Here is a 23,201-nt window from a genome sequence, read left to right as displayed (position 1 = left end):
TCACCACCATGCCACTTTCCAGCGCCTCGCTGACGCGCCAGATGCGGCGCTGGCTCTCGGTGAAGATGTAGGCGGCCAGGCCGAACACGGTGTCGTTGGCCAGCGCGATGGCCTCGTCGTCGGTCTCGAAAGGGAAGAGCGCGGCGACCGGGCCGAAGGTTTCTTCCTTCGCGATCAACATGGCCGAGGTTGCGCCGGTCAACACCGTGGGCTGGAAGAACTGGCCGCCCCGTGGATGGGCACTGCCGCCGGTGCGCACGCTGGCGCCGTGCGCCACCGCGTCCTCGACGTGCCGGCGCACCTTGGCCAGGGTTGCCGCGTTGATCAGCGAGTCCCTGTGCGACGCCGGGTTGTGTGCCAGGGCCCACAGGCATCGCCTCGACGGCGGCGGCCAGCCGGCTGGCCACTTCGTCGTACACGCCCTTTTGCACGTAGATGCGGTTGGCGCAGACGCAGGTCTGCCCGGTGTTGCGGAACTTGGAGGCCAGGATGCCTTGCACCGCCTTGTCCAGATCGGCGTCGTCGAACACGATCAGCGGCGCGTTGCCGCCGAGTTCGAGCGAGCTTCTTGATGGTCGGCGCGCACTGCGCCATCAGGCGCCGGCCGACCTCGGTGGAGCCGGTGAAACTGAGCTTGCGCACCACATCGCTTTCGCACAGCACGGCGCCGATGGCCTGCGGGTCGCCGGTCACGAACTGGAGCACGCCCGGGGGGCACGCCGGCTTCTTCGGCGAGCACGCCCAGGGCCAGCGCGGTCAGGGGCGTGAGCTCGGCGGGCTTGACCACGATCGTGCAGCCCGCGGCGAGCGCAGGGCCGACCTTGCGGGTGATCATCGCGGCAGGAAAGTTCCAGGGTGTGATGGCCGCGCACACGCCCACGGGCTGGCGCAGCACCAGCATGCGCTGGCCTGGGCGCTGGGCCTGCAGCACCTCGCCGTCCACCCGCTTGGCCTCTTCGCCGAACCACTCGATGAACGAGGCGGCGTATGCGATCTCGCCATCGGCTTCCGCCAAGGGTTTGCCCTGCTCGCGGCTCATGATGTGCGCGAGGTCGCTGCGGTGGGCCAGCATCAGGTCAGCCCAGCGGCGTAGGATGCAGGCCCGCTCGCCCGCCGTGCGCGACCGCCAGCCGGTCAGTGCCGCCTGCGCCGCCGCGATGGCGCGGCGGGTTTCCGCGCCGCCCATGCGCGGCACGCTGGCTAGGGTTTCGCCGCTGGCCGGATCGTGCACGTCCAGGGTCTGGCCGTCATCGGCGGCTGTCCATGCACCCGCGATCAGCGCCCGTTCGCGCAGCAGGTGCGGGGCCTGCGGCGCCCAGGTGGCGCTCACTGGAGGGCCTTCGCCCTGCGGGCTGCGGTGCGCGCTTGCTTGGGAATGACCTGGTGCGGCGCTCATGCTGGCACCGCCTCGGTCAGCGCTGCGTCGAGGATGTCCAGCGCGCGCTCGAACTGTGCGTCCGGGATGGTGAGCGGGTAGAGAAAACGGATGACGTTGCCATGCATGCCGCAGGTCAGCAGCACCAGCCCCTGGGCGTGGGCGCGCTGCTGCACGGCCTTGGCCGTGGCGGCGTCGGGTTGGCCGGCGTGGCGGAATTCCACCGCCACCATCGAACCCTGGCCGCGCACCTGCGCGATGCGGTCGTTCGTGCGCTGGGCGTTGTTCAGGCGGTCCATGAGGCGCTCGCCCAGGGCGGCGGAGCGGTCGCACAGATGTTCCTCCTGGATCACGTCCAGCACGGCCAGTGCCGACGCGACCGACAGCAGGTTGGCCGCGTACGTGCCGCCGAGGCCGCCTGGGGCTGGCGCGTCCATGATGCGTGCGCGGCCACAAACGGCCGACAGCGGCATGCCGCCGGCCAGGCTCTTGGCCATGGTGACGAGATCGGGCTCGACGCCATGGTGCTCCATGGCGAACAGCTTTCCCGTGCGGGCAAAGCCCGTCTGGACCTCGTCGGCGATGAGCACGATGCCGTGTTCATCGCACAGCGCGCTGCAAGCACTGCATCCAGCGCGGTCGGGGCCACGTTGAAACCGCCTTCGCCCTGCACCGGCTCCAGGATGATGGCCGCGACGCGCCGTGCTTCGATGTCGGTCTTGAACAGGCGCTCGATGGCCGTCAGCGCATCCTCGGCGCCGATGCCGTCCAGCGCGTTCGGGTAAGGTACGTGAAAGACCTCGCCCGGGAAGGGGCCGAAGCCCACCTTGTACGGCGCGACCTTGCCCGTGAGCGCGAGCGTCATCATGGTGCGGCCGTGAAAGCCGCCGCCGAAGGCGATGACGCCGGAGCGGCCCGTGTGCGTGCGGGCGATCTTGATGGCGTTTTCGACGGCCTCGGCACCGGTGGTGAAGAGCGCGGTCTTGCACGGCTCGCTGCGGATGGGCGCAACGGCGTTGATGCGCTCGGCGAGGCGGACCGCGCTTTCGTACGGAACGATCTGGTAGGCCGTGTGCGTGAAGCGCTCGAGGCGCTCGCGGATCGCACCCACGATGCGGGGGTGGGCGTGGCCGGTGTTCACGACCGCGATGCCGCCGGCGAAGTCGATGTACTCACGGCCTTCGACGTCCCACAGGGTGGCGTTCTGAGCACGGTCGGCATAGAAGTCGTACATGACGCCCACGCCGCGGGGCGAAGCGGCAAGGCGGCGGGCAAGGATGTCCTGGTTGGAGCTCATGGCAGGCAAAGATGAGAAGAGGAAGGGAAAGAAAGGGAATGGATGCCGACGGTATTGGAGGGCTTATTGGCTCCACCCGAAAGAGCCATCTGTTGCAAAATGATGGTGCCAATGAAAACGGCCCATTGCCTTGACATGAAACACTCCCTGCGCTTTCCCGCTGCCCCAGGGCGTCAGTGCCTTCGGCCGGCCGGGCGTCACTGACATGAAATCCATTTGCGCCGACCTGGTGATGCAGCGGCTGAACCCCGACAGCGGCGTGGCCCTCAACCGCCAGTTGTACGAATGCCTGAGGCAGGCCATTCTTGAAGGCACCTTGCCCTCGAGTACGGCGTTGCCCGCTTCCCGGGATCTGGCGCGTGAAGCGGGCATGTCGCGCAACACGGTGACGCATGCGTACGAGCAATTGCGCGCCGAGGGCTATGTGCATGCGCGTGTGGGCAGCGGTACGTTCGTCGCGGAAACCACGCCCGACAGCCTGCTCAATGCGAACGCTACGGCGGTGTCGCCCGCGCTTTCGGATGCCCCGGCGAGGCTGTCCCGGCAGGCCCAGGCCCTGCTGGCCAGCGCATCGGCGGGTGCGGTCCAGTGGGGGCGTTCATGCCCGGTGTGCCGGATGTGACCGAGTTCCCCAGCCGCACCTTCGCCCGCATCCAGTCGCGCCTGTGGCGCCGGCCCACACCCGAGCTGCTAACCTACTCGCACGGCGGCGGGCACCCGGCGCTGAAGGCGGCCCTGGTCGACTACCTGCGCGTGGCGCGATCGGTGCAATGCGATGCGGACCAGATCCTGATCACCGAGGGCGTGCACCAGGCGATCGACATGAGCCTGCGCATGCTGCTGGGCCGCGCGACACCGTGTGGGTGGAGGAGCCAGGGTATTGGGGGTTTCGCAAGGTGCTGCAGATGACGCACGCCAGGGTTCGCCTGATGCGTGTCGATGGCGACGGTACGGTGCGCTGGCCCGAGCGGGGTGCTGCACCCGCATGATCTTTGTGACGCCTTCACACCAGTACCCCATGGGTTCGGTGATGAGCCTGGCCGGCGGCGCGAGCTGCTGGAGCTGGCGCGCAACCACGGCGGCTGGATCGTCGAAGACGACTACGACAGCGAGTTCCGGTTCGCCGGCAGGCCGGTGCCCGCCATGCAGGGGCTGGAGGTGGAGGCGCCGGTCGTCTACATCGGCTCGTTCAGCAAAACCCTTTTCCCCGCGCTGCGGGTGGGTTACATGGTGCTGCCCAAGGCGCTGGCGGCAGCGTTCCGGACGGTGCATGCCGACCTGTACCGCGAGGGCACGCGATGACCCAGGCCGCCCTGGCCGAGCTGATCCGCCAGGGGCACTACGCATCCCACATCCGCCGCATGCGGCTGATCTATGCACGGCGCCGCTCGGCGCTGGTGGCCCTGGTCCAGGCGCACTTGGGCGCGCAGGCACTGCCGTCCCACGCCAGCAATGCCGGGCTGCACCTGGTGCTGAGCCTGGGGGATCACTGCGACGACGTTGCGATCGCGGACGATGCGGCCCGCCATGGGGTGCTCACCCGCGCCCTGTCGCGGTATTACACGGGAAAGCGCGTGCGCAGAGGGCTTTTGCTGGGCTATGCCTGTGTGGAGGACGAAGACATCGCGCCCGCGTTCTTCCGCCTGCTGCAGAGCATCGATCGCCACGGAGGGCGCCCCTGACCATCGGCACCGGGGCCACTGGATCAGCGGCGGGACGTCGCCCAGGCCAGCGCGGCTTCCATCATGCGCCGCAGGTGCGGCTGCACCCTGGCGGCTCTGTCGGGCAGGTAGTCGAACGGGTGTGCCTCCTGCATGTAGGAGCACTGGGTGATCTCGCACTGGAAGGCATGCACACCGCGATCGGGCTGGCCATGGTGGCGCGTGATGTAGCCACCGGTGAAGCGGCCGTTGAGCGAGGCGGTGTGGCCATCGGCCGCGCTGGCGATCTGCATCAGCCGGTGCGCGAGCTCGGGCGCGCAACTGCTGCCCTTGTTGGTGCCGAGGTTGAGGTCGGTGAGCTTGCCCTCGAAGTAGTGCGGCAGGACCGACCTCAGGGAGTGTGCATCCACAGGATCACCACACCGTGGATGGCGTGCAGCCGCTCGATCTCTACCGCGAGCCGCGAGTGGTAGGGGTGCCAGATGGCATCGCGCCGCGCCGCGACCTCGTCGTCGGAGGGCGCCTGGCCGGAGAGGTAGATGGGCGTGACGTCGAAAGTGTCGACGGGGCAGACGCCGGTGACACGCTCGCCCTGCCGGCGGTCCGGGGCGTCGGGCGGGCGGTTGACGTCGATGACGTAGCGCGAGTGCGTGGCGCGCAGCACCGACACGCCGAACTCGCGGGCGAACCCGTACAAGGTGTCCAGGTGCCAGTCGGTGTCGGGCACGCGCTGCGCCTCGGCGGTCATGCGGCGGGCCACCTGCGGTGGAATGTGCGTGCCGCTGTGCGGCATGGACAACAGCGGCGGGGCGCCGCCGGCCTCGAAGGTGTAGGGGAAGGTCGGTCTGGAACGTCATCGCGGTGCGGCTCGGGCTCGGGCTCGTGCGGCTCAGTGGGTGCCCGCCGGGTGCTGGAGGGCCGGGTGCGTGGAGGGCGGTGCGGTCCAGCAGATGGGCCAGGCCTGCGAGCTCGGGGTAGCGGCGGGCGGTGCGCGAGGCGTGGCCCCACACGCGGGGCATGTCGGGGAGGTACTCGGACCGGTTGTCGCGCACGCTCAGGCGCGCGAAGAACCCGAGCACCTTGGGTTGCCTGTGCAGACCTGCCCATTCGAAGTCGCGCCAGAAATCGTTGAAGCGCTCGGGCATGGGCACATGCGCCTGCCGAGCGCGTTCCCAGTGGCGCAGGGCCTGCTCCTGTTGGAAGGTTTCGTCCCATTCGATGTAAGCACAGCGCAGCAGAGAGACCAGGTCGTAGCTGGCACCGCCCCAGACCGCGCCCTGGAAGTCCAGGATACCCGGGTTGGGTGTGGCCGCCATGAGGTTGCGGTTGTGGAAGTCGCGGTGCACCATGATCTGCGGCTCGGCCAGGGCGTTGCGCACCAGATGGTCGAAGGCCGATTGCACCCGGCCTTCTGCGAAGCCTCGAGCGCCATGCCGAAAAAGCCCGACACGTACCACTCGCTGAACATGCCGATTTCCATCCGCAGGCGCGCGCGTCGTAGACGGGTATCCAGGGCTGGCGGGAAATGCCCTGCAGCCGGACCAGCGCGCGGCTCGCGTCGTCGCACAGCGTCGCTGTTTCTTCAGGCCGCTCGTGCATGCGCTGCAGGTACGTGGTCGATCCCATGTCCGAGAGCAGCATGAAGCCATGGGCCTCGTTCCATTCGAATATGCTGGGCACGTGCAGATCCGCCGACGCCAGCAAGCGTGCAAAGCGCACGTACGAAGCGCAGTCTTCCAGGGCGGGCGGTGCGTCCATGACGACCAGAGGGCCCTGGTCGCTGTCGACGCGGAAGTAGCGCCGGCTGCTCGAGTCGCTGGACGCCGGTCGCAGCGTCTCGGGGTGCAGCCGTATCGTGCCGCGATGCCGTTGAGCCAGTGGGCGAAGGTCTGCTGCCGCTGGGCGTCGGTCCAGGTGATGAGGGTCGGATTCATGGTGGATTCGTGCGGTTCATCGTCTATTTATACAATCGTATATTAACAACGGAAGGGCTTTCCGGCGACCGAACGCCGGCGAGAGCCCTGCCTTCGCTCCCAAAGATACAAGCCGATGAAAACAGATGCCCCCATCACGACGCTCGCCCTGGCCAGCCACTCCGCCGACCTCGGCTTTCTCGTGCCGCCGTTGAAGGCGCTGGCGCCGGCGCTGGACATCGTGACCTGGCCCGACCCCCGCTGTGCGCAGGCCGAGGTGGTGGCGGGCTGGGATGCGCCACCCGGCCTGCGCGAGCAGTTTCCGCGCATGCGCTTGCTGCACAGCATCGCCGCTGGCGTGGACAACCTGATCCAGGGGGCAGGACCTGCAGGGCGTTCCGGTCTGTCGCGTGGTCGATCCGTTGCTGGCGCAAGGCATGGTGCAGTACGTGCTCTGGGGCGTGCTGCACTTTCACCGGCAGTTCGATGTGGCGCTGGGCAACCAGCGGCACCGCCTCTGGAGCCGTCCGGTGCAATCGGCGGCAAAGGATTGCCGCATCGGCATCCTGGGCCTGGGCGAACTCGGCAGCGCCGTGGCACAGGCACTGATCGCCCTGGGCTACAGCGTGGCCGGCTGGTCGAGAACGGGGCGCGAGATGGCCGGTGTCCGCGCGTTCCGCGGCGAGCAGGGGTTGCCCGCGATGCTGTCGCAGACCGATGTGCTGATCTGCCTGCTGCCGCTCACCCCCGCGACGCGGGGGCTGCTCGACCAGCGGCTGTTCGAGGCCTTGCCGCGCGGCGCTGCGCTCATCCAGTGCGGCCGCGGGGAGCAACTGGTCGAGCAGGACCTTTGCGATGCGGTGGTCAGCGGGCGGTTGCGGGGGGCGTTGCTCGATGTGTTCGAGCGCGAGCCCTGCCTTCGGATCACCCGCTGTGGTCGACTCCCGGCGTGCTGGTGACACCGCACATGGCCACGATGGCGCGGACCGAGGTGGTGGCACAGCAGATCGTGGACAACATCGCCCGCTTGAACACGGGCCAGGCCTTGCACAACGCCGTCGATATCGACCGGGGTTACTGAGAACCTGCTGACGATCCCCTTTGAGATCGTCAGCAGGTGCTGAAGCGCTCGAAAAGACGCGCGATGCACCGCGTAAATGCATCGCGATCGATGCGCCTTGATGTGCATCAAAAGGTGCTTGCATTGGCGTCATCTTTCTGCCATCATCTGGTTATACGACTGTATAGAGTGATGGTGGAGATGCTGAAAATGGCTTGTCCGCATCCTTGTTTGGCTGCCCCACAGGAGATCAGAAAATGAGAGAACCTCTGCACGAGGTCTCGAGTCGGTGGATCCATGTCCACTTCGAAGAGTCCAGCGCGTTCACCGAGACCTACGGCTTTGCCGGCACGCAAGGCACGGTGAACCTGGAGGCCATCCTGTTGCGTCCCGAGGGGGTTTCATCGAAGACGCTGCTGGTGTTCATGCACCCGGCTTCCACGTTGCAGTTGCTGCCCGTGCCGCGCCATCTGGCAGCCTCGGGTTTCCACGTGCTGTGCGCGGCGAGCCGCTACCCGCGCAACGACAGCGCCCTCATCATGGAAAAGGTGCTGCTCGACCTGGGCGCGCACATTCGCCATGCCAAGGAGGCGGCTGGGCTACGAAAAGATCGTGCTGGTGGGCTGGAGCGGCGGGGGCTCGCTCTCGCTGTTCTACCAGGCGCAGGCGGAGCGGCCCGACATCGTGGCCACGCCGGCGGGCGATCCGGTGGATCTGGTGGGCGCAGGCCTGATACCGGCCGATGCCGTGATCTGCCAAGCGGCCCATCTCTCGCGCGCGGTCATGCTGCGCGAGATGATCGACCCCTCCGTGCTCGACGAGCAGAACCCCGACCACCGGGACCGCGAGTTCGACATCTACGACCCGCGCAACGCGAACCGACCACCCTATTCGAGCGACTTCATCGCGGCCTACCGCCAACGCCAATACGAACGGGTGCGGCGTATCACGCAGTGGGTGCAGGAGCGCTTGGACGTCCTCAAGCGGTCGGGCGGGGCCGAGGTGGAACGCGGTTTCGTGACGCACCGCACGCTGGCCGATCCGCGCTATCTGGACGGTGCCATCGATCCCAACGGGCGCCGGGTCGGCTGGTGCTACCTGGGCAATCCGGAGACCGTCAACTCCGGGCCCGTGGGTCTGGCCCGGTTTGCGACACTGCGCTCCTGGTTGTCGCAATGGTCGATCGATCACAGCCGGGCCGATGGCCTGGCCAACGCCGCCCGGATCTCCGTGCCGCTGCTGGTGATCGAGAACGCGGCCGACGACTGTGTGCCGCAGCCCCATGCGCGGCTGCTGCTGGAAGCGGCAGGCAGCCAGGACAAGACCTTTCATGTGATCGAAGGCGCGACTCACTACTATGTGGGCCAGCCAGAGTTGTTGCAAGAATCGATCGACATTGTGATGCGATGGATTCGTGAGCATCGCCTCGACTGAGTGCCCCGATAGCACTTGAACCATACCAATAAAAAAGAAGAACGTTTTCCCACATTCCCCCCCCCTGGAGCATCCTGATGAATAAGAGACAATTCAATAAATTCATGCTTTCCGCCGGCGCGATCGGCCTGGCAGACATCCCGCTCGGCCTGACGCTGGCCTACGGCCAGACCCGTGGCGGCACGCTGAACGCCGTGATCCAGCCGGAGCCACCGATGCTCTGTATCGGGGTCAACCAGCAGACGCCGACGCAGACCGTGGCCGGCAAGATCTTCCTGAGCCTGCTGACCTACGACTTCGACATGAAACCGCTGCCGAGCCTGGCGCGCAGCTGGACCGTGTCGGAAGACGGGCTGACCTACACCTTCAAGCTCCAGCCCAAGGTGCTGTGGCACGACGGCAAGCCGCTGACCTCCGAGGACGTGGTCTACACCGCCAAGGAGTTCCTGCCGCAGACGCATCCGCGCGCCAAGGCCATCTTCGAGCGCTGCGAGTCCATCACCGCGCCGGACGCCGAGACGGTGGTGTTCAAGCTGAAGCCGCGCCCTCCTGGCGCTTTCCTGGGCGCGTTCGACATCTCGAACCTTCCGGTGATGCCCAAGCACATTTACGCCGGTACCGACATCACCAAGAACCCGGCCAACCTGGCGCCGATCGGCTGCGGGCCATTCAAGTTCAAGGAATGGGTGCGCGGCTCACACATCCACCTCGTGCGCAACGAGCACTACTTCAAGCCCGGCCAGCCCTACCTGGATGCCGTGATCTACCGCGTCATTCCCGACGGGGCTTCGCGTGCGGTGGCGCTGGAGAGCGGCACCGTGCAACTGACGCAGTGGACCGATCTGGAGCTCTTCGATGCGCAACGCCTGGCCAAGGACCCGCGCTTCGAGATGACCACCAAGGGCTACGAGCAGTTTGCGCCGATCCTGATGGTGGAGTTGAACCTGCGCAACGGCCCGCTGAAGGACAAGCGCTTCCGCCAGGCCATGTCACACGCCATCAACCGCGAGTTCGTTCGGGACCGCATCCTCTACGGCTTTGGCAAGCTGGCCACGGGCCCGATCTCTTCCAAGACCAAGTTCTACGACGGCAACGTCAAGAAGTACGACTTCTCCACAGAGAAAGCCACCGCGTTGCTCGACAGCATGGGCCTCAAGCCCGACGCGCGCGGTGTGCGCGCCAGGGTGCGGATGCTGGTGCCGCCGTACGGCGACATGCCGGCGCGCGCCAGCGAGTACATTCGCCAGTCGCTGTCGAGGGTGGGTATTGCGGTGACGCTGGAGACGTCGGACGCCGCGGGCTGGGCGCAGAAGCTCAGCAACTGGGACTTCGACCTGAGCCTGAACTGGCCCTTCCAGTATGGCGACCCGGCACTGGGCGTGACACGCAACTACGTCACCTCCAACATCCGCAAGGTGCTGTTCTCCAACGTGGGCGGCTACTCCAACCCCGAGGTCGATCGCCTGGCCGATGCCGCGGTGGGAACGATCGACGAGAAAAAGCGCCAGGCGCACTACAGCGAGATGCAGCGCATCATGGTGGAGGATTGCCCCGTGCTCTGGCTGTCCGAGATGGAATTCCCCACCATCTACGACAAGCGCCTGAAGAACCTCGTGAACACCGGCATCGGCATTCACGAAAGCTTCGACAACGTTCACTTCCAGGGCTGATGCACCGGGTGTTCGTCTTTCATTGATTGCCATGCGATTCCTACCCTTCGCGATGCTGGCCTCCACCGGGGTCCGCATCGCCAAGATGGCCGCCGTCATCGTGGCGGTGGCCATCTTCAACTTCTTTCTCGTGCACTCGGCGCCTGGCGATCCCGCGCTGGTCATTGCTGGCCAGTCGGGCGCCACGGACGAAGCGTTCCTGGAGCGGGTACGGGCCGACTACGGCCTGGACAAGCCCCTGGTGGTGCAACTCGGCACCTACCTCAAAAAGATCGTCACGTTCGACCTGGGCTACTCGCACCGGCAACAGCGCCCGATCACCGAGGTGATCGCCGAGCGCCTGGGTCCGACCTTGCTGCTCACCGGAACGGCCTTCGTGATTTCCCTGCTCGGTGGGGTGGCACTCGGCGCCATGGCGGGCGTGCGCGCGGGCAAGTTCTCGGACACAGTGATCACCATCCTCTCGCTGATCGTGTACGCGACCCCGGTGTTCTGGCTCGGCATCATGCTGGTGTTGCTGTTCTCGGTCCAACTCGGTTGGTTGCCACCGTTTGGCTACCAGACCGTGGCCTCGGGCTTCGAAGGCTGGGCACTGTGGCTGGACCGTGCCCGCTACCTGGTGCTGCCTGCCATGACCCTCGGGCTGCTGTACCTGGCAATCTACGCCCGGCTGATGCGGGCCTCGATCATCGAGGTCAGCCACCAGGACTACGTCAAGACAGCGCGCGCCAAAGGAGCCAACGAATCGCGCGTGCTGTGGCGCCACATGCTGCGCAACGCGCTGCTGCCGGTGGTGACGATGGCCGGTGTCCAGGCCGGCACGCTGGTGGGCGGCTCCGTGGTGATCGAAACGGTGTTCGCCTGGCCTGGCCTGGGGCGCTTGACATACGAAGCCGTTCTGCAACGCGACTACCAACTGCTGCTGGGCATCTTCCTGGTGCTGTCCATCCTGGTGTCGATCTTCAACCTTCTCACGGACTTGCTCTATCGCGTGGTGGACCCACGCATCCGGGCTGTTTGAGCCGACTGATCACATGAAAGAGTTTGTTCGTGCATTCATGCGCCGCCCCTCCGGTGTGCTGGGGCTGGTGATTCTGCTGTTCGTGGTGTCCTCGGCACTGCTGGCTTCGGTGCTGTATCCGGAGAGCCCCTGGGAGACGGTGGCCACTCCCTTCACGCCGCCGGGGCAGGACGGCTTGCTGCTGGGCAGTGACAGCCTGGGCCGCGACGTGGCAGCCGGCATCGTTCACGGCACGCGCGTGTCGCTGATGATCGGCGTGGCATCGACCTGCGTCGCCTTGCTGATCGGTGTGCTGATCGGCGCGGTCGCGGGCTACCGGGGTGGCCGCATCGGCAGTGTGTTGATGGGGGTGACCGAGCTGTTCCAGTCGGTGCCTGCCTTCGTGCTGGCGATCCTGTTCGTGGCGGTGCTCACGCCCTCCATCTGGACCATCACGCTGGCGATTGCGCTGGTGAGCTGGCCGCAGGTGGCGCGGCTGACCCGCGGCGAATTCCTGTCGCTGAAGGAGCGGGAGTTCGTTCATGCCGCGCGCTGCCAGGGTGAGTCTGGCGTCGCACTGGTCGTGCGGCACATCCTGCCCAATGCGATGTCACCCATCGTGGTGGCCGGCTCGCTCAGCATCGCCACGGCGATCCTGATCGAGAGCGCGCTGAGCTTCATGGGGCTGGGCGATCCCAACCTGATGAGTTGGGGCTACATGGTCGGCGCGGCCCGAACCATGATCCGCCAGGCTTGGTGGATGAGCTTCTTCCCGGGTATCGCCATCTTGCTGACGGTGCTGGCCATCAACCTGGTGGGCGAAAGCCTGAACGACGTGCTGAATCCAAGGGTGGTGCGCGAATGAGTTCCAGAAACGATACCGATCTCGACCGCGCAATCAGCGGCCGCGCGGCGGCGCGGCCGCTGCTGGAGATCAACCATCTCAACATCGCCCTGCCCGCATCGGGCGACCGGCGCATGGCGGTGGAAGACTTCTCGCTGCAGGTGCGAGAGAATGAGATTGTCTGCTTGGTGGGCGAATCGGGGTCGGGCAAGTCGATGACCGCGCATGCGATCCTGGGCCTGCTGCCGCCCAGGGTGCGTATCGATCCGAACAGCGAGATCCACTGCGAGGGCACCAACCTCGCGGGTCTTTCGCCTTCGGGCATGCGCGAGTGGCGAGGCGGTCGCATCGGCATGGTCTTTCAGGAGCCCATGAGTGCGCTCAACCCTTTGCAGCGCATCGGGCCCCAGGTGCGCGAGATGCTGGACCTGCACGACCGCACGCTGAGCACCGCGCAGAAACAAGAGAAAGTGGTGCAGGCCCTGGCTGCGGTGGGATTGCCGGACCCTGAGCAGGTCTGCCGTGCCTACCCGTTTCAGCTCTCAGGTGGCCAGCGCCAGCGGGTGATGATCGCGCTGGCGCTGATCAACCGCCCAAGCCTGTTGCTGGCCGATGAGCCCACTACGGCTCTCGACGTCACCACGCAGAAACAGATTCTCGATTTTATCCGGCAGTTGCAGTCGGAGCGCCAGATGGGCATCTTGTTCATCACCCACGACATCGGGGTCGTGGCCGACATTGCCGATCGCGTGGTGGTGATGCGCCATGGCCGCATCGTGGAGGCGGGGTCGCGCGACGATGTGTTGCTGCATCCGCGTGAGTCCTACACCCGTGCGCTGATCGATGCGATGCCGGGCAAGTCGATGAGCCAGGAGCAGGGTGATCCTGTTCAAGAGCAGCGTCAGCCCCTGCTGAGCGTGCGCGGCCTGAAGAAAACCTTCGTCAGCAGCTCAGGCCTTTTCCAGCCATCGCGCAAGGTTGTGGCGGCGCAAGGGTTCGACTTCGACGTTCACCAAGGCCAGACGCTGGCGGTGGTAGGCGAGTCGGGCTCGGGCAAGTCGACACTGGGTCGCATGGTCATGCGGCTGATCGAGCCCGATGAGGGGCAGATCGTCTTTGACGGTGTCAATGTGCTTGCGGGCCACGGTCAGCAAGCCTTAAAGCAGTACCGAAAGGACGTGCAGATCGTGTTCCAGGACCCGTTTGCTTCCTTGAACCCCGTCAGAAAGTGGGCGACGCCATCGCGCGGGGCCCGATGGCTCATGGGGTGGAGCCGGCCGAGGCACGGCGGCAAGCGCAAGCCCTGCTCGAGCGTGTTGGTCTGGGCGCGCATGTGGCGGGGCGGTTTCCCCACGAGTTCTCCGGCGGCCAGCGACAACGCATCTCGATCGCGAGGGCACTGGCGCTGCATCCCCGGCTGCTGATCGCGGACGAGGCTGTCTCGGCGCTGGATGTCTCGATCCAGGCCCAGATCCTCAAACTGCTGGCCGATCTGAAGGAAGAGATGGGTCTGACCATGATCTTCATCACCCACGACCTGCGGGTGGCAGGCGAGATCGCTGACGAAGTGATCGTCATGAGCAAAGGTCACATCGTCGAGCGGGGCACGCCCAAGGACGTGCTGGAGAACCCGCGCGACGCCTATACCCGGCAGTTGGTCGAATCCATTGCCGGCACATCGCTGCTGGGCCGCCTCGCGGCCTGAGTGATCTGCCGTGCAGAAATCACCCTCCCCTATGAACACCACCGAAGAAGAAGTTCGCGTTGAACTGGCCAAGCTCTACCGCCTGGTGGCGCACCTGCGCATGACCGATGTGGTCGACACGCACATCAGCGCCCGCGTGCCGGGATCGCAGCACCATTTCCTCATCAACGTCTATGGCAAGCTGTTCCACGAAATCGGCCCGGCCGATCTGGTGAAGATCGACACCGACGGCAACATCGTGGAGCCGGAAAAGGAGGGCCACCTGCGCGTCAACAAGGCCGGTTTCGTGATCCATTCGGCCATTCACATGGCCCGGCACGACATTGCCTGCGTGATCCACACCCATACGGCCGATGGCATCGCCGTCGCCTGCCAGGCCGACGGCCTGCTGCCCATCTCCCAGCACGCGCTGAAGTTCCACGGGCGGCTGGCCTATCACGAGTACGAAGGGATCGCGGTCGATATGGGCGAGCGCGAGCGGCTGGTGAGGGATCTGGGCAACCACGACGCCATGATCCTGCGCAACCACGGGCTGCTGACGGCCGGCAGCAGCATCGCCGCGGCCTTCACTAACATGTACTTCTTAGAGCGGGCTTGTCAGATCCAGATCAAGGCACAAAGTGGCGGGGCCAAGCTGCACCAGCCTCATTCGGCGGTGATCGAGCGTGCTGCGGGTCAATTTGATCCGATTGAGAGCAACTGGCACAGCGAGCTGTTCTGGGTATCGGCGTGCCGGATGCTGGGATGAAATGCCCACCTCAATTGCACCCTTGCAAAATCAGCTGAGTAGGATCACTAGCGTCTTCACGATCTCCTTCGTGGCCCCGGCGGCCACCCAAACTCCCCCACTGATGGCCACCTCAAACTCCCCCACCTGAGTTGATCGGGGACAGGAGGTAAATGCTGGCGCCGCTGGCACCTGTTGGCAGGACAGCAGTTCTGGTCTTCTGAAGTCCCCTCGAATTTTTGAGCCAGTCAGAAGTAGAGGTTGGGGAACAGTTTGACACGGTACTCGACCGGAGGGATTCGGCCGAGAGCTTCATGGGGACGGTGGTGGTTGTATCGATGCAGCCAATCGGCCGTCATGTCGCGCACTTCCTGCAGTGAATCGAAGACGTAGCAATCGAGGACCTCAGTGCGGTAGGTCTTGTTGAATCGTTCGACATAGGCGTTCTGCGTGGGCTTGCCTGGCTGGATGTGATTGAGCGCGATGCCCTTGGATTTCGCCCATTGGGCCAAGGCATGGGCGATGAACTCCGGGCCGTTGTCCAGGCGAATCGACAGCGGCGCACCGCGCACTTCCACCAGTTCGTTGAGCGCACGGATGACGCGCGCAGCCGGCAGACTGGTATCGACCTCGATACGCAACCCTTCGCGGTTGAATTCGTCGATGACGTTGAAGGTTCTGAAGCGCCGCCCCGACCACAGCGCATCGGCCATGAAGTCGCAGCTCCAGCCGTGGTTGGGCTGACCAGCAGCCTCCAGGGGCTGTTTGATGCGAGCTGGCAGCCGCTTCTTGCCCCGCCGTGGCAGGTTCAACCGCAGCTCGCAGTAGACGCGCCAAAGCACCGTCTTGCCCCAGGGCTTGCCTTGGTGGCGAGCGCTGTCGTACAGCGGCCCGAAGCCGTGGCGCGGGTTCAGTGCCATATGGGCCTGGATGAAGGTGATGACCCCGGAGTCGTCGCGTACAACAGGCCGGTAGCGCAGCGTGGAGCGGGCAATGCCACTGGACTGGCAGGCTCGGCGCTCGCTCATGCCGTGCTCGGCAATGAGGGCTTGAACGACCATCTCGCGACGCTCCGGGGTCAGAGCTTTCGGTCAACAACGTCCTTGAGCGCGTGGTGCATCAGCGCCAGGTCGGCGTACATGCGTTTGAGCTTGGCGTTCTCGTCCTGCAGTTGCCGAAGCTGCGCCAGGTGCGAGACCGTCATGCCCGAGAACTGGCTCTTCCACTTAATGGGATGGACTCCCTCGTTTGACACGGCCAACATGGTCGTTTAAATGCCGAGTTTCTCAACCCCAGCTTGGAGAGCGCCATGACCGAATGCCACTATCTCGCCATTGATGTTGCCAAGAATGTCTTCCAGCTGCACGGCGCAGCATCAGACGGAAGTGTGGTGTTTCGCCGCCGTATGACGCGTGACCAACTGAGTGCCTTTGTGGTCCAACTGCCCCCTTGCGATATTGCCATGGAAGCGTGCGCTAGCGCCCATCACTGGGCTCGACAGTTCACAGCCATGGGACACAGGGTCCGACTGATCAGCCCACAATTCGTCAAGCCGTTTGTCAAAGGCAACAAGAATGACGGCAATGATGCGGAAGCCATCTGCGAGGCCATGCAGCGTCCGAACATGCGCTTTGTGCCGATCAAGACAGTCGAGCAACAAGATATTCAGAGCCTTCACAGAATCCGGACAAGGTTGGTCAACGAGCGAACTGGCCTGGTGTGCCAGATCCGCGGCATTCTCGCCGAGCGCGGCATTGTGTTTGCCAAGTCAATCACCCGGGCTCGTCGCGAGTTTCCGGTCATCGCCCAGGATCTGAACAACCCGCTCACGCCAACACTTCGAACGATGATGGGTGAGTTGATCGAGGAGCTGCGCGCGCTCGATGAGCGAATCCGCACCATGGATCAGCACATCGATGCAGTGTTTCGGGCCAATGAGGCTTGTCAGCGCATCGCCTGCATCGAGGGTGTTGGTCCCAAGACCGCAACGGCATTTGTTGCCGCCGTGGGTGACCCCACAGAGTTCAAGAATGGGCGCCACTTCGCCGCCTGGCTTGGCTTGGTGCCTCGGCAGCACTCCAGTGGAGATCGCTTGCAACTGATGGGCATCTCGAAGCGAGGCGACAAATACCTTCGCACCTTACTGGTTCACGGTGCACGTGCAGTCTTGCGGACAGCACCCAAGAAGAACGATCACAAGCATCAATGGGCGCTGCAACTGGCAGCCAGACGCGGCGCAGCCAAAGCCATCGTCGCCATTGCCAACAAGATGGCTCGTGTGATCTGGGTGTTGTTGGCCAAGAAGCAGGACTATTGCCCTGCCAACTGAGCAGTCTCTGTCAAGTGCGTTGTAGCTGATTGATGGCTCATCGGTTGATCCGGCATCCAGGGAACCTGGGTTTTACAACGGCCTGAATCGTGAAGGTCTGCCACTTGTTGAGGCCTGGATGCGCGGATTCCATCGGGGCGCCGACTTCGTCGTGACGCCGAATATATGTACGCAATCGACCATGATGCTCTCAAGAGGCGAGCAGCGCAGTGACGGAAGAGGTAAGTTACACCTTCAACCCGGGAGTCCATATATGTAGTACGTCGGCTCGCTGATGCCGTGCTTCCTGCACGTCTCGCCGACCTTTGCTCCCATCTCGACCTCCTTGAGGATGCCGACTATCTGCGCTTCGCTGAATCTTGATTTCTTCATGTAGAGACTCCGTCTGGGGAATTCTCTACTTCGTCGCCTATGAAGAATGCTCAGAACCCGCATAAACACTGGCACTCTGGGGTGATTGCGGATGGCCGGATCTCCCAGTTTGATTTCCAATATGGGCTGTTTCCTGGGAGTTTTGCCGTGATGTTTGCCTGCCCCGCCACCGATGATTTCTTCCGCTCTCGCATCGACCACATGATCGATCTGCGCCATCCGCTGGCGGTGTTGGCTTCGCGCATGCCCTGGCAGGAGATCGAGGCACGGGTAGCCCAGGTGTTCTCGCGCAAGGGCCGCGCTGGCGTGGCCATGCCCGACCTGGACCTGTTCGGTGAGCAGGCACAGCGTGCGCCAGTGACGAGCAACGCCGGACGGCCCCGTGTGCCCCTGCGCATCATGATCGCCCTGCTGTACCTCAAGCACGCGTTCAATGAGTCGGACGAGGGTGTGGTGGCCCGATGGGCCGATACGCCACGTTGGCAGTTCTTCTCGGGCTGCGCGTACTACGAAGACCGCCAGCCCTGCGACGCCACCACCCTGGTCAAGTTCCGCCAGTTGTTGGGCGAAGAAGGCGTGGAGGAGTTGCTGGCCCAGACGATCAATGTGGCAGTAGAGCTCAAATTGATCAAGCCGCAGGAGCTCGCCCGCGTCATTGTCGACAGCACGGTGCAGCACAAGGCGATTGCCCACCCCACGGACAGCCGCCTGCTGGAGACGGCCCGAGTGAAGTTGGTGGAGGCGGCCAAGGATGCCGGCATCGATCTCAAGCAGACCTTCGCCAAGGAAGGCAATGAGCTGGGCCGCAAGGCCGGACGCTATGCCCACGCGCGCCAGTTCAAGCGCATGCGCCGCGTCATCAAACGCCAGCGCACCATCGTCGGGCGCCTGCAGCGCGAGATCGAGCGCAAGGCCAGCGCCATCGGGGCAGCGGTGCGCCAGGCACTGGGCCAGACCCTGGAGAAGGCCGCGCGCATCGTGGCCCAGAGCGGCCAGCGCAAGGCTGCTGCCGGACAACCCAAGCTCTACGCTTGGCACGCGCCCGAGGTGGCGTGTATCAGCAAAGGCAAGGCAAGGACGCCCTACGAGTTCGGCGTCAAGGTGGGCATTGCCAGTACGCTCAAGGGCAACCTGATCGTGGGCGCCAGAGCGTTTCACGGCAACCCGTACGACGGTCATACCCTGCGCGAGCAACTGGAGCAAGCCAGCATCCTGATGCAGGACAGTGGCGCCAAGCCCACCACGGCATTTGTCGATCTGGGCTATCGGGGTGTGGATGAAGACAACCCGGATGTGGCTATCGTACACCGGGGCAAGAGCAAGCGGATCAGCCAGCAAGACAGAACGCTGCTCAGGCGGCGTCAGGCGATCGAACCGATCATCGGCCACCTCAAGGCCGATCACCGCATGGACCGCTGCCACCTCAAGGGCGAAACCGGCGACCGGCTGCACGCGGTGCTGTGCGCAGCGGGATACAACATCCGATGGCTGCTGCGCATGATCGCCCGCAAGGGCATCACCTTCTTGCACACGGTTTTGTTGTGCCTGCAGCGGGCCAGCGCACAGGGGCGCTCTTGGCTGGCCGCTGCGATGAACATGCGTCTTTGGGCCGCTGATGTCCGATCAACCCTGGCCAACCAGCTGACCTTTGGCGCCGGCAGGCTCTCTCAAGCTTGAAATGAATATTTCAGGGCCGACTACTTCCACATGGTTCAGGTTTTCAAGGGGACTTCAAATGCGGCTACCGGACTTCTGGCGTATCGAAATCGATGCCTCAGAGACCTTCACCTTCGAGGCACCTCGACTGGCACGAATGGTGGATGTGAGGGGCCTCCGGGTATCTCGTCTGAACGTCCCCAAGCCAGCTGTCGGATACGTTGCCGTGCAGACCGATATCCAGTTGATCAGCTTCTGCTCCGAGCGCCTGCAGGATCGCCAGCGATTCATCAAGTTCATCCAGGTTGCAGCAGATGATTTTTGGGTTGGATGCACTTACTCGGGTGCGCCAGTTGTCGACCAGCTTGCGCAGACGATTGGTATTTTCCGTGCTTGCTGATGCCCATTTTTGCGCGCGCGCGACGAAATCTTCTCGCTCCTCTGTGCCTCTCCCAATGCCTTTCTGGTGACTGGCTACCGGCGAGACGAGGTTCGACGAGTTCGGCTCAAAATCATCAAAGGCCGCTTCTGTAACCAGTCGGACATAGGCGCTCACCACGCTGTCTACTGATGCGCGGTCAAGACCGAGACCATCTACGGCGTATGCCTTCATGCCTTCAAGTGAGAGCTCTTTGGAGTTGGACACACAACGGCGTGGGCCAAGGGCCAATGGTCAAAAACCCGTCTCGCCCAGTTGGTGGGGTAAAAACTTGGGCCACGCGTGGGCCACAGATGGGCCATGGAGCCGGCGGCCATGACACCATGACCTTTGGTCTTTGTGCCTTGTTGGCCCAGAGCAACGGTTGCTTTTGCCCTTGGAGAAAAATTTCGACTGCGGCGTGGGCCATGAAAAACCCACGTAAGTCATTGATTTGGCGCGGCTGGCGGGGATCGAACCCACGACCCTCGGCTTCGGAGGCCGATACTCTATCCACTGAGCTACAGCCGCGTGGCTGTTTGAGACCGATGGTCAGGATTGTACGTTGCGGCGCGGTGACTATAGGCTTCGGAGAGTAGAAAACACAATATGTCTTTTGTGTTTTTACTGGTTTTTGATGTGTATAACTCGTTGATTTTTTTAGATTTTGAATGTGCAAATCTTATATCAGCGATATGCTGACTGAGACAAACTTGCACATTTTTTTCGGGATCACTAAAGTTTGGACGAAGCGGGAGCCGCGTTGAGAACGACCATTGGCCCTCAAGAAAACGCCCAAACTTATGTCAGCCATAGCTCACAAAAGTCTGTCGACAGCAAAGCTTGCTGTCAGGGTTTGGGGACTTGCTGACTGCGGCAGCCGATCGGCCGAAGCTCTCTCAGTCCTGCGACAACTGCTACCGCGCCTTCAGGCCTTAACTGAGGCGCGGCCGAATCTGAGCAAGACGATCGAGCTCGCCCATGTGGCGTCTCAGCTCAAAGCCACCCGCATTCGTTCGCCGGAACCCCACTCTCAGCCCATCGAGGTCCCGCACGGTGTCTTCAACTTCGTCAGATGGCTTCTCCACGCGCCCGAATCCTACCTCCGCGAACCTGGCTCTGAACATGCGTCCCCCTTATATCTGGACGTGCTTGCTCTGCGGTGGCTGTACTCTGCCGCACTGATCTGCTTCAGTGATCAGGTTCTTGATGGCTTCTCTCAACGCACCCAGACGCCTGATCGTTGTTTCGATGAGATCGTCGACTCCTTCCCAGGCGCACTTCCCGCAGTCATTAGTGGATGGGGCCGACAAGGTGGGCTATCCAGCCTGGATCGAGAAGATCTCGGAAATAGATCCCGACATTGAAATCGTGAATATTTATTCACGGCTTCTTGCGATTCAGGAAGTGCCCCTCAAGCGCGCGTCTCCGCGCCCAGAGCGACCTCCCCCTCGACTGAGTGAACGGCAACTCCGCTCCACCCCCTGGCACTTCCCCCGTCCACGAGAAATTAAGCGGTTGCATGCCTTTCTTTTTCGCGAGCTGTCCCCCTTCGACCCCTCACGCTCGCGTCATGAAGCCGGCTTGATTGCCCTATCCATTGCCGTCTGCCAACCCATCCAAAACATCTTAAGCTGGCCAGTTGGCAACCATGCCATCGAGCGCTCCGGCGTCAATCGAATAGTTTTCGAAGGGATACATGCAGTTTGGCTAAAGGCAGAGCACGGACTGGGTAACAACGCGGCAAAAATCCCACTGAACATCCTATGCAGCTGGTGGCTGTCATTTGTTCATCCTGGCCAAGGGAAACACACCCTCCACGATCTCCTTCCTTATTCTGCGACCGCCTGGGACAGGAGGGCCTATGACTGCTTGGCCAATGAACTGGGCTGTTCCCCGCAGCGTGCAGAACTCCTGACGCGAGACCTGCTGCCAAGACTGCTGTACGAAGAGACCTCCAACGCTGCCCTGGTAGATTTCTGGCGCGCTGACAAGATCAAGAATCTCGATCGCGTCAACAGCATCGCACTTACCCACTATCTGCAGCCGAGTGGAAAGCGTACAAGCGAGAGCTACTACTCGTCACAAAAGCGCGCGACAAAAGCCAGCGATGCACGGGCTCCAGAAGTAGAGGTGCAGCTGGGCTCGTCCCGACTAACACCGGAAGAGACAAAGAAGATCGTCAAGTCCCTCCTTGCGTACCAGGATGCCGCTGAAACCCCCATAGAAAAACACAATGCCATTGCGTACTTGAACGCTCTTCATCTGCTTGATGGTCACCGGGCATAGGCGCAGCACTGCACCTTTTCCGTTTCCCTGGGATTTTTCGCCATCAGAGGGACTTGTCTTCATCTGCGACAAACTGGTCACTGGGAGTGAAGCCCGGTTTCTCCCATTCCTCCCAGTGCCCTAGAATACCTGAGCAACTACGCCGCTCACCTCAAGCGCATCGCAGTCAGCACCCTTTTCCCGCCAGCAGTCAGACAGTACTCCAGCCAGGTTTCCGAACTGCTGGGTTTCGATCAGACCCCCTACTCGACGGTCAGACCCCACAGCTTCCTCCCACATGTCGGGGTGTTTTTCCTCCTGCAGCCCTCAGGTGCTCTGGCCGGACAAGGCCTTACCACCCGCATGCTGGATCAGCTAATTGAGCAACGGACCGGCATTCGCAACACCGTCTCCAGACTGCGAACGACATTGGCTCAGCATCTATGGGAGCAAGGCTGCAGCGGCCGACTCGTCCAGGCGTTTCTCGGACATCAGGTCGAAATGCATGTTCACGGACCCGAATCCACCTGGTCCGTTTTCGATGTCGCTGACAGGGTGCGACCCAAGATTGAAGACTATCTCCGGCAGGCACTCGAGGTCCCCGTCGAAAAGGCGTCGAGAAAGCAACGCTACGTGCCACGACGGTTCCGCCACCTCGTGCCTGTTGAAGAAAGCAGTGAGTTCAAGTCGCCTTGGCTGCCCTCGCGTCATTTCCCTCCTCTGGCCACCGCTACACACGATCCTGAGAAAGGCGTGCATGCTCCCGGCTATGAAGGACGTGAACGCGAGAGCGCATGGGCCGAGCAACGCGCCCGTGCGGTGATACGACGAGAGCTATCCGAGTATCTGCTGTCGGTACTCGAAAATCCCGAAGGCCAGCATGGCGGAACAGACCACGAAATCCGACTCACGTCCGATGACCGCAAGCGCCTTGAAGAAAGGGTCCGGGCCGAACTTGACAGTGACCCGGTTGCGCTCAAGAAGGTCAATGCCGAGTTGGACAAGCTTCTCATCAGGTACAAGAACAGGACATTCAGTCCGATCATTACCGAGGGATTGAACTACCGCCTCAGCTCGCCCGGCCCCATTGAGATCAGTTTCTCCCGCTCGCTGCGACATGCACTGGCACTACGAAATGTCTGGGAGCAAAGCGTCGGCCAGCCCATAGGTCATCCTCAGTTTGATGCCATTGAACGTCTGGCCCACCTTGCGATATCGCTTGTCTGCTTCGATGCCGTTCTGGCAGAAGAAAACCTGGAAGGTCTTGTACTTGCCGCATGCAGTCAGGGCGCCGAGTCGTACAACGCCCATCCGAACCGGTGGGAGCTTTTCCTCCCGCGCCCTTGAATATCGACAAGGACTGAAGCGGCGCACGAAAAACGCGAAAGCGTTTCACGATAAATGCGAAAACTAGGGAAACACGATAGAATCCGAAGGTTAAACACCCAAATCTGATAACTGAACGAAGTACA

Annotated in this window: 19 protein-coding genes, 1 tRNA gene and 8 pseudogenes; 16 read left to right on the top strand and 12 right to left on the bottom strand. The window is 63.2% G+C overall.

Translation table 11 applies throughout. The features are described from left to right. Positions 1–55: 55 nt before the first annotated feature. The 5 genes and pseudogenes from AAFL97_RS24845 to AAFL97_RS24050 form a co-directional block, all read right to left on the bottom strand. A pseudogene (locus AAFL97_RS24845) lies at positions 56–277 on the bottom strand (aldehyde dehydrogenase family protein); the annotation flags it as partial. A gap of 115 nt (positions 278–392) precedes the next feature. Further along, positions 393–663, bottom strand: a pseudogene (locus tag AAFL97_RS24840) (aldehyde dehydrogenase family protein); the annotation flags it as partial. 115 nt (positions 664–778) lie between these two features. Next, positions 779–1,396: pseudogene (locus AAFL97_RS24835) on the bottom strand (aldehyde dehydrogenase family protein); the annotation flags it as partial. Next, on the bottom strand, positions 1,393–1,965 hold the full coding sequence (locus AAFL97_RS24055) for an aminotransferase class III-fold pyridoxal phosphate-dependent enzyme (RefSeq protein ID WP_341647256.1): 573 nt from the start codon (positions 1,963–1,965) through the stop codon (positions 1,393–1,395). The pseudogene AAFL97_RS24835 and the gene AAFL97_RS24055, both read right to left, overlap by 4 nt. Before the next feature lie 95 nt (positions 1,966–2,060). Next, positions 2,061–2,609, bottom strand: a pseudogene (locus AAFL97_RS24050) (aminotransferase class III-fold pyridoxal phosphate-dependent enzyme); the annotation flags it as partial. A gap of 268 nt (positions 2,610–2,877) precedes the next feature. Between AAFL97_RS24050 and AAFL97_RS24045 the strand changes: the two are divergent. The 4 genes from AAFL97_RS24045 to AAFL97_RS24030 all read left to right on the top strand — a co-directional run bounded on the left by AAFL97_RS24045 (position 2,878) and on the right by AAFL97_RS24030 (position 4,354). Further along, entirely contained in the window at positions 2,878–3,294 is a 417-nt protein-coding gene (locus AAFL97_RS24045; protein WP_341647255.1) for a winged helix-turn-helix domain-containing protein, read from the top strand. Next, a complete protein-coding gene (locus AAFL97_RS24040; RefSeq protein ID WP_341647254.1) occupies positions 3,291–3,581 on the top strand; it encodes a hypothetical protein in 291 nt (96 codons plus the stop codon). The genes AAFL97_RS24045 and AAFL97_RS24040 overlap by 4 nt, the downstream gene beginning before the upstream one ends. Positions 3,582–3,644: 63 nt before the next feature. After that, positions 3,645–3,974: an aminotransferase class I/II-fold pyridoxal phosphate-dependent enzyme gene (locus AAFL97_RS24035; protein ID WP_341647253.1), complete on the top strand. Its 330-nt coding sequence runs from the start codon at positions 3,645–3,647 to the stop codon at positions 3,972–3,974. Then, positions 3,971–4,354 (top strand): hypothetical protein, encoded by a 384-nt coding sequence (locus AAFL97_RS24030; RefSeq protein ID WP_341647252.1) that lies wholly within the window; start codon positions 3,971–3,973, stop codon positions 4,352–4,354. The genes AAFL97_RS24035 and AAFL97_RS24030 overlap by 4 nt, the downstream gene beginning before the upstream one ends. A gap of 23 nt (positions 4,355–4,377) precedes the next feature. Here AAFL97_RS24030 and hutG read toward each other — a convergent pair. Beyond that, positions 4,378–5,081, bottom strand: a pseudogene (gene hutG, locus AAFL97_RS24025) (N-formylglutamate deformylase). A 478-nt stretch (positions 5,082–5,559) separates the two neighbouring features. Next, positions 5,560–5,982 (bottom strand): annotated as a pseudogene (locus tag AAFL97_RS24830) (phosphotransferase); the annotation flags it as partial. A gap of 674 nt (positions 5,983–6,656) precedes the next feature. On the opposite strand from AAFL97_RS24830, the gene AAFL97_RS24020 reads away from it, so the two are divergent. The 8 genes and pseudogenes from AAFL97_RS24020 (at position 6,657) to AAFL97_RS23985 (ending at position 14,707) form a co-directional block, all read left to right on the top strand. Beyond that, complete coding sequence (locus AAFL97_RS24020; protein ID WP_341647251.1) at positions 6,657–7,205, top strand: NAD(P)-dependent oxidoreductase; 549 nt, start codon at positions 6,657–6,659, stop codon at positions 7,203–7,205. Positions 7,206–7,918: 713 nt separating this feature from the next. Continuing rightward, complete coding sequence (locus tag AAFL97_RS24015; protein WP_341647250.1) at positions 7,919–8,740, top strand: serine aminopeptidase domain-containing protein; 822 nt, start codon at positions 7,919–7,921, stop codon at positions 8,738–8,740. A 77-nt stretch (positions 8,741–8,817) separates the two neighbouring features. Next, positions 8,818–10,410: an ABC transporter substrate-binding protein gene (locus AAFL97_RS24010; RefSeq protein WP_341647249.1), complete on the top strand. Its 1,593-nt coding sequence runs from the start codon at positions 8,818–8,820 to the stop codon at positions 10,408–10,410. A 52-nt stretch (positions 10,411–10,462) separates the two neighbouring features. Beyond that, positions 10,463–11,431 carry an ABC transporter permease gene (locus tag AAFL97_RS24005; protein WP_341647248.1) on the top strand — a complete coding sequence of 323 codons (969 nt, stop codon included), beginning with the start codon at positions 10,463–10,465 and terminating at the stop codon, positions 11,429–11,431. Positions 11,432–11,444: 13 nt separating this feature from the next. Next, positions 11,445–12,275: an ABC transporter permease gene (locus tag AAFL97_RS24000; protein WP_341647247.1), complete on the top strand. Its 831-nt coding sequence runs from the start codon at positions 11,445–11,447 to the stop codon at positions 12,273–12,275. Beyond that, positions 12,272–13,450: pseudogene (locus AAFL97_RS23995) on the top strand (ATP-binding cassette domain-containing protein); the annotation flags it as partial. The gene AAFL97_RS24000 and the pseudogene AAFL97_RS23995, both read left to right, overlap by 4 nt. A 59-nt stretch (positions 13,451–13,509) precedes the next feature. After that, on the top strand, positions 13,510–13,959 hold the full coding sequence (locus AAFL97_RS23990) for an ABC transporter ATP-binding protein (RefSeq protein WP_341647246.1): 450 nt from the start codon (positions 13,510–13,512) through the stop codon (positions 13,957–13,959). A 10-nt stretch (positions 13,960–13,969) separates the two neighbouring features. Continuing rightward, on the top strand, positions 13,970–14,707 hold the full coding sequence (locus AAFL97_RS23985) for a class II aldolase/adducin family protein (protein ID WP_341647245.1): 738 nt from the start codon (positions 13,970–13,972) through the stop codon (positions 14,705–14,707). A gap of 227 nt (positions 14,708–14,934) precedes the next feature. On the opposite strand, the gene AAFL97_RS23980 is transcribed toward AAFL97_RS23985, so the two are convergent. Together AAFL97_RS23980 and AAFL97_RS23975 are read right to left on the bottom strand one after the other, a co-directional pair. Next, entirely contained in the window at positions 14,935–15,747 is an 813-nt protein-coding gene (locus AAFL97_RS23980; RefSeq protein ID WP_341647244.1) for an IS3 family transposase, read from the bottom strand. A gap of 17 nt (positions 15,748–15,764) precedes the next feature. Further along, positions 15,765–15,950 carry a transposase gene (locus tag AAFL97_RS23975; protein WP_341647243.1) on the bottom strand — a complete coding sequence of 62 codons (186 nt, stop codon included), beginning with the start codon at positions 15,948–15,950 and terminating at the stop codon, positions 15,765–15,767. Between the two features lie 45 nt (positions 15,951–15,995). Here AAFL97_RS23975 and AAFL97_RS23970 point away from each other — a divergent pair, with 45 nt between their 5' ends. Further along, entirely contained in the window at positions 15,996–17,015 is a 1,020-nt protein-coding gene (locus AAFL97_RS23970; RefSeq protein WP_341647242.1) for an IS110 family transposase, read from the top strand. Positions 17,016–17,270: 255 nt separating this feature from the next. On the opposite strand, the pseudogene AAFL97_RS23965 reads toward AAFL97_RS23970, so the two are convergent. Next, positions 17,271–17,387: pseudogene (locus AAFL97_RS23965) on the bottom strand (transposase); the annotation flags it as partial. Between the two features lie 150 nt (positions 17,388–17,537). Here AAFL97_RS23965 and AAFL97_RS23960 point away from each other — a divergent pair. After that, the gene (locus AAFL97_RS23960) at positions 17,538–19,064 is read left to right on the top strand and encodes an IS5 family transposase (protein ID WP_341647269.1); all 1,527 of its coding nucleotides are present in this window, start codon (positions 17,538–17,540) and stop codon (positions 19,062–19,064) included. A gap of 97 nt (positions 19,065–19,161) precedes the next feature. Here the strand turns inward: AAFL97_RS23960 and AAFL97_RS23955 are convergent, their stop codons facing one another. Together AAFL97_RS23955 and AAFL97_RS23950 are read right to left on the bottom strand one after the other, a co-directional pair. Next, positions 19,162–19,689: a hypothetical protein gene (locus tag AAFL97_RS23955; protein WP_341647241.1), complete on the bottom strand. Its 528-nt coding sequence runs from the start codon at positions 19,687–19,689 to the stop codon at positions 19,162–19,164. A 227-nt stretch (positions 19,690–19,916) separates the two neighbouring features. After that, positions 19,917–19,992 (bottom strand) — tRNA-Arg (locus tag AAFL97_RS23950). 675 nt (positions 19,993–20,667) lie between these two features. Between AAFL97_RS23950 and AAFL97_RS23945 the strand changes: the two genes are divergently transcribed. Both AAFL97_RS23945 and AAFL97_RS23940 read left to right on the top strand, forming a co-directional pair. Further along, complete coding sequence (locus tag AAFL97_RS23945) at positions 20,668–21,750, top strand: hypothetical protein (RefSeq protein ID WP_341647240.1); 1,083 nt, start codon at positions 20,668–20,670, stop codon at positions 21,748–21,750. A gap of 342 nt (positions 21,751–22,092) precedes the next feature. Then, a complete protein-coding gene (locus tag AAFL97_RS23940) occupies positions 22,093–23,076 on the top strand; it encodes a hypothetical protein (RefSeq protein WP_341647239.1) in 984 nt (327 codons plus the stop codon). The last annotated feature ends 125 nt before the right edge of the window (positions 23,077–23,201 follow it).

Source organism: Thauera sp. SDU_THAU2 (assembly GCF_038260575.1).
GTDB lineage: Bacteria > Pseudomonadota > Gammaproteobacteria > Burkholderiales > Rhodocyclaceae > Thauera.
The sequence above is the reverse complement of the archived record's forward strand: the minus strand, read 5'-3'. Positions and strand labels throughout refer to the sequence as shown.

Excerpts from the sequence above, each read along its gene's own strand:
- AAFL97_RS23940 (WP_341647239.1), top strand. The coding sequence starts at position 22,093 with ATGCTGGATCAGCTAATTGAGCAACGGACCGGCATTCGCAACACCGTC.
- AAFL97_RS24000 (WP_341647247.1), top strand. The coding sequence starts at position 11,445 with ATGAAAGAGTTTGTTCGTGCATTCATGCGCCGCCCCTCCGGTGTGCTG.
- AAFL97_RS23970 (WP_341647242.1), top strand. The coding sequence starts at position 15,996 with ATGACCGAATGCCACTATCTCGCCATTGATGTTGCCAAGAATGTCTTC.
- AAFL97_RS23975 (WP_341647243.1), bottom strand. The coding sequence starts at position 15,950 with ATGTTGGCCGTGTCAAACGAGGGAGTCCATCCCATTAAGTGGAAGAGC.
- AAFL97_RS23980 (WP_341647244.1), bottom strand. The coding sequence starts at position 15,747 with ATGGTCGTTCAAGCCCTCATTGCCGAGCACGGCATGAGCGAGCGCCGA.
- AAFL97_RS24030 (WP_341647252.1), top strand. The coding sequence starts at position 3,971 with ATGACCCAGGCCGCCCTGGCCGAGCTGATCCGCCAGGGGCACTACGCA.
- AAFL97_RS24045 (WP_341647255.1), top strand. The coding sequence starts at position 2,878 with ATGAAATCCATTTGCGCCGACCTGGTGATGCAGCGGCTGAACCCCGAC.
- AAFL97_RS23960 (WP_341647269.1), top strand. The coding sequence starts at position 17,538 with ATGTTTGCCTGCCCCGCCACCGATGATTTCTTCCGCTCTCGCATCGAC.
- AAFL97_RS23990 (WP_341647246.1), top strand. The coding sequence starts at position 13,510 with ATGGCTCATGGGGTGGAGCCGGCCGAGGCACGGCGGCAAGCGCAAGCC.
- AAFL97_RS24005 (WP_341647248.1), top strand. The coding sequence starts at position 10,463 with ATGCTGGCCTCCACCGGGGTCCGCATCGCCAAGATGGCCGCCGTCATC.
- AAFL97_RS24010 (WP_341647249.1), top strand. The coding sequence starts at position 8,818 with ATGAATAAGAGACAATTCAATAAATTCATGCTTTCCGCCGGCGCGATC.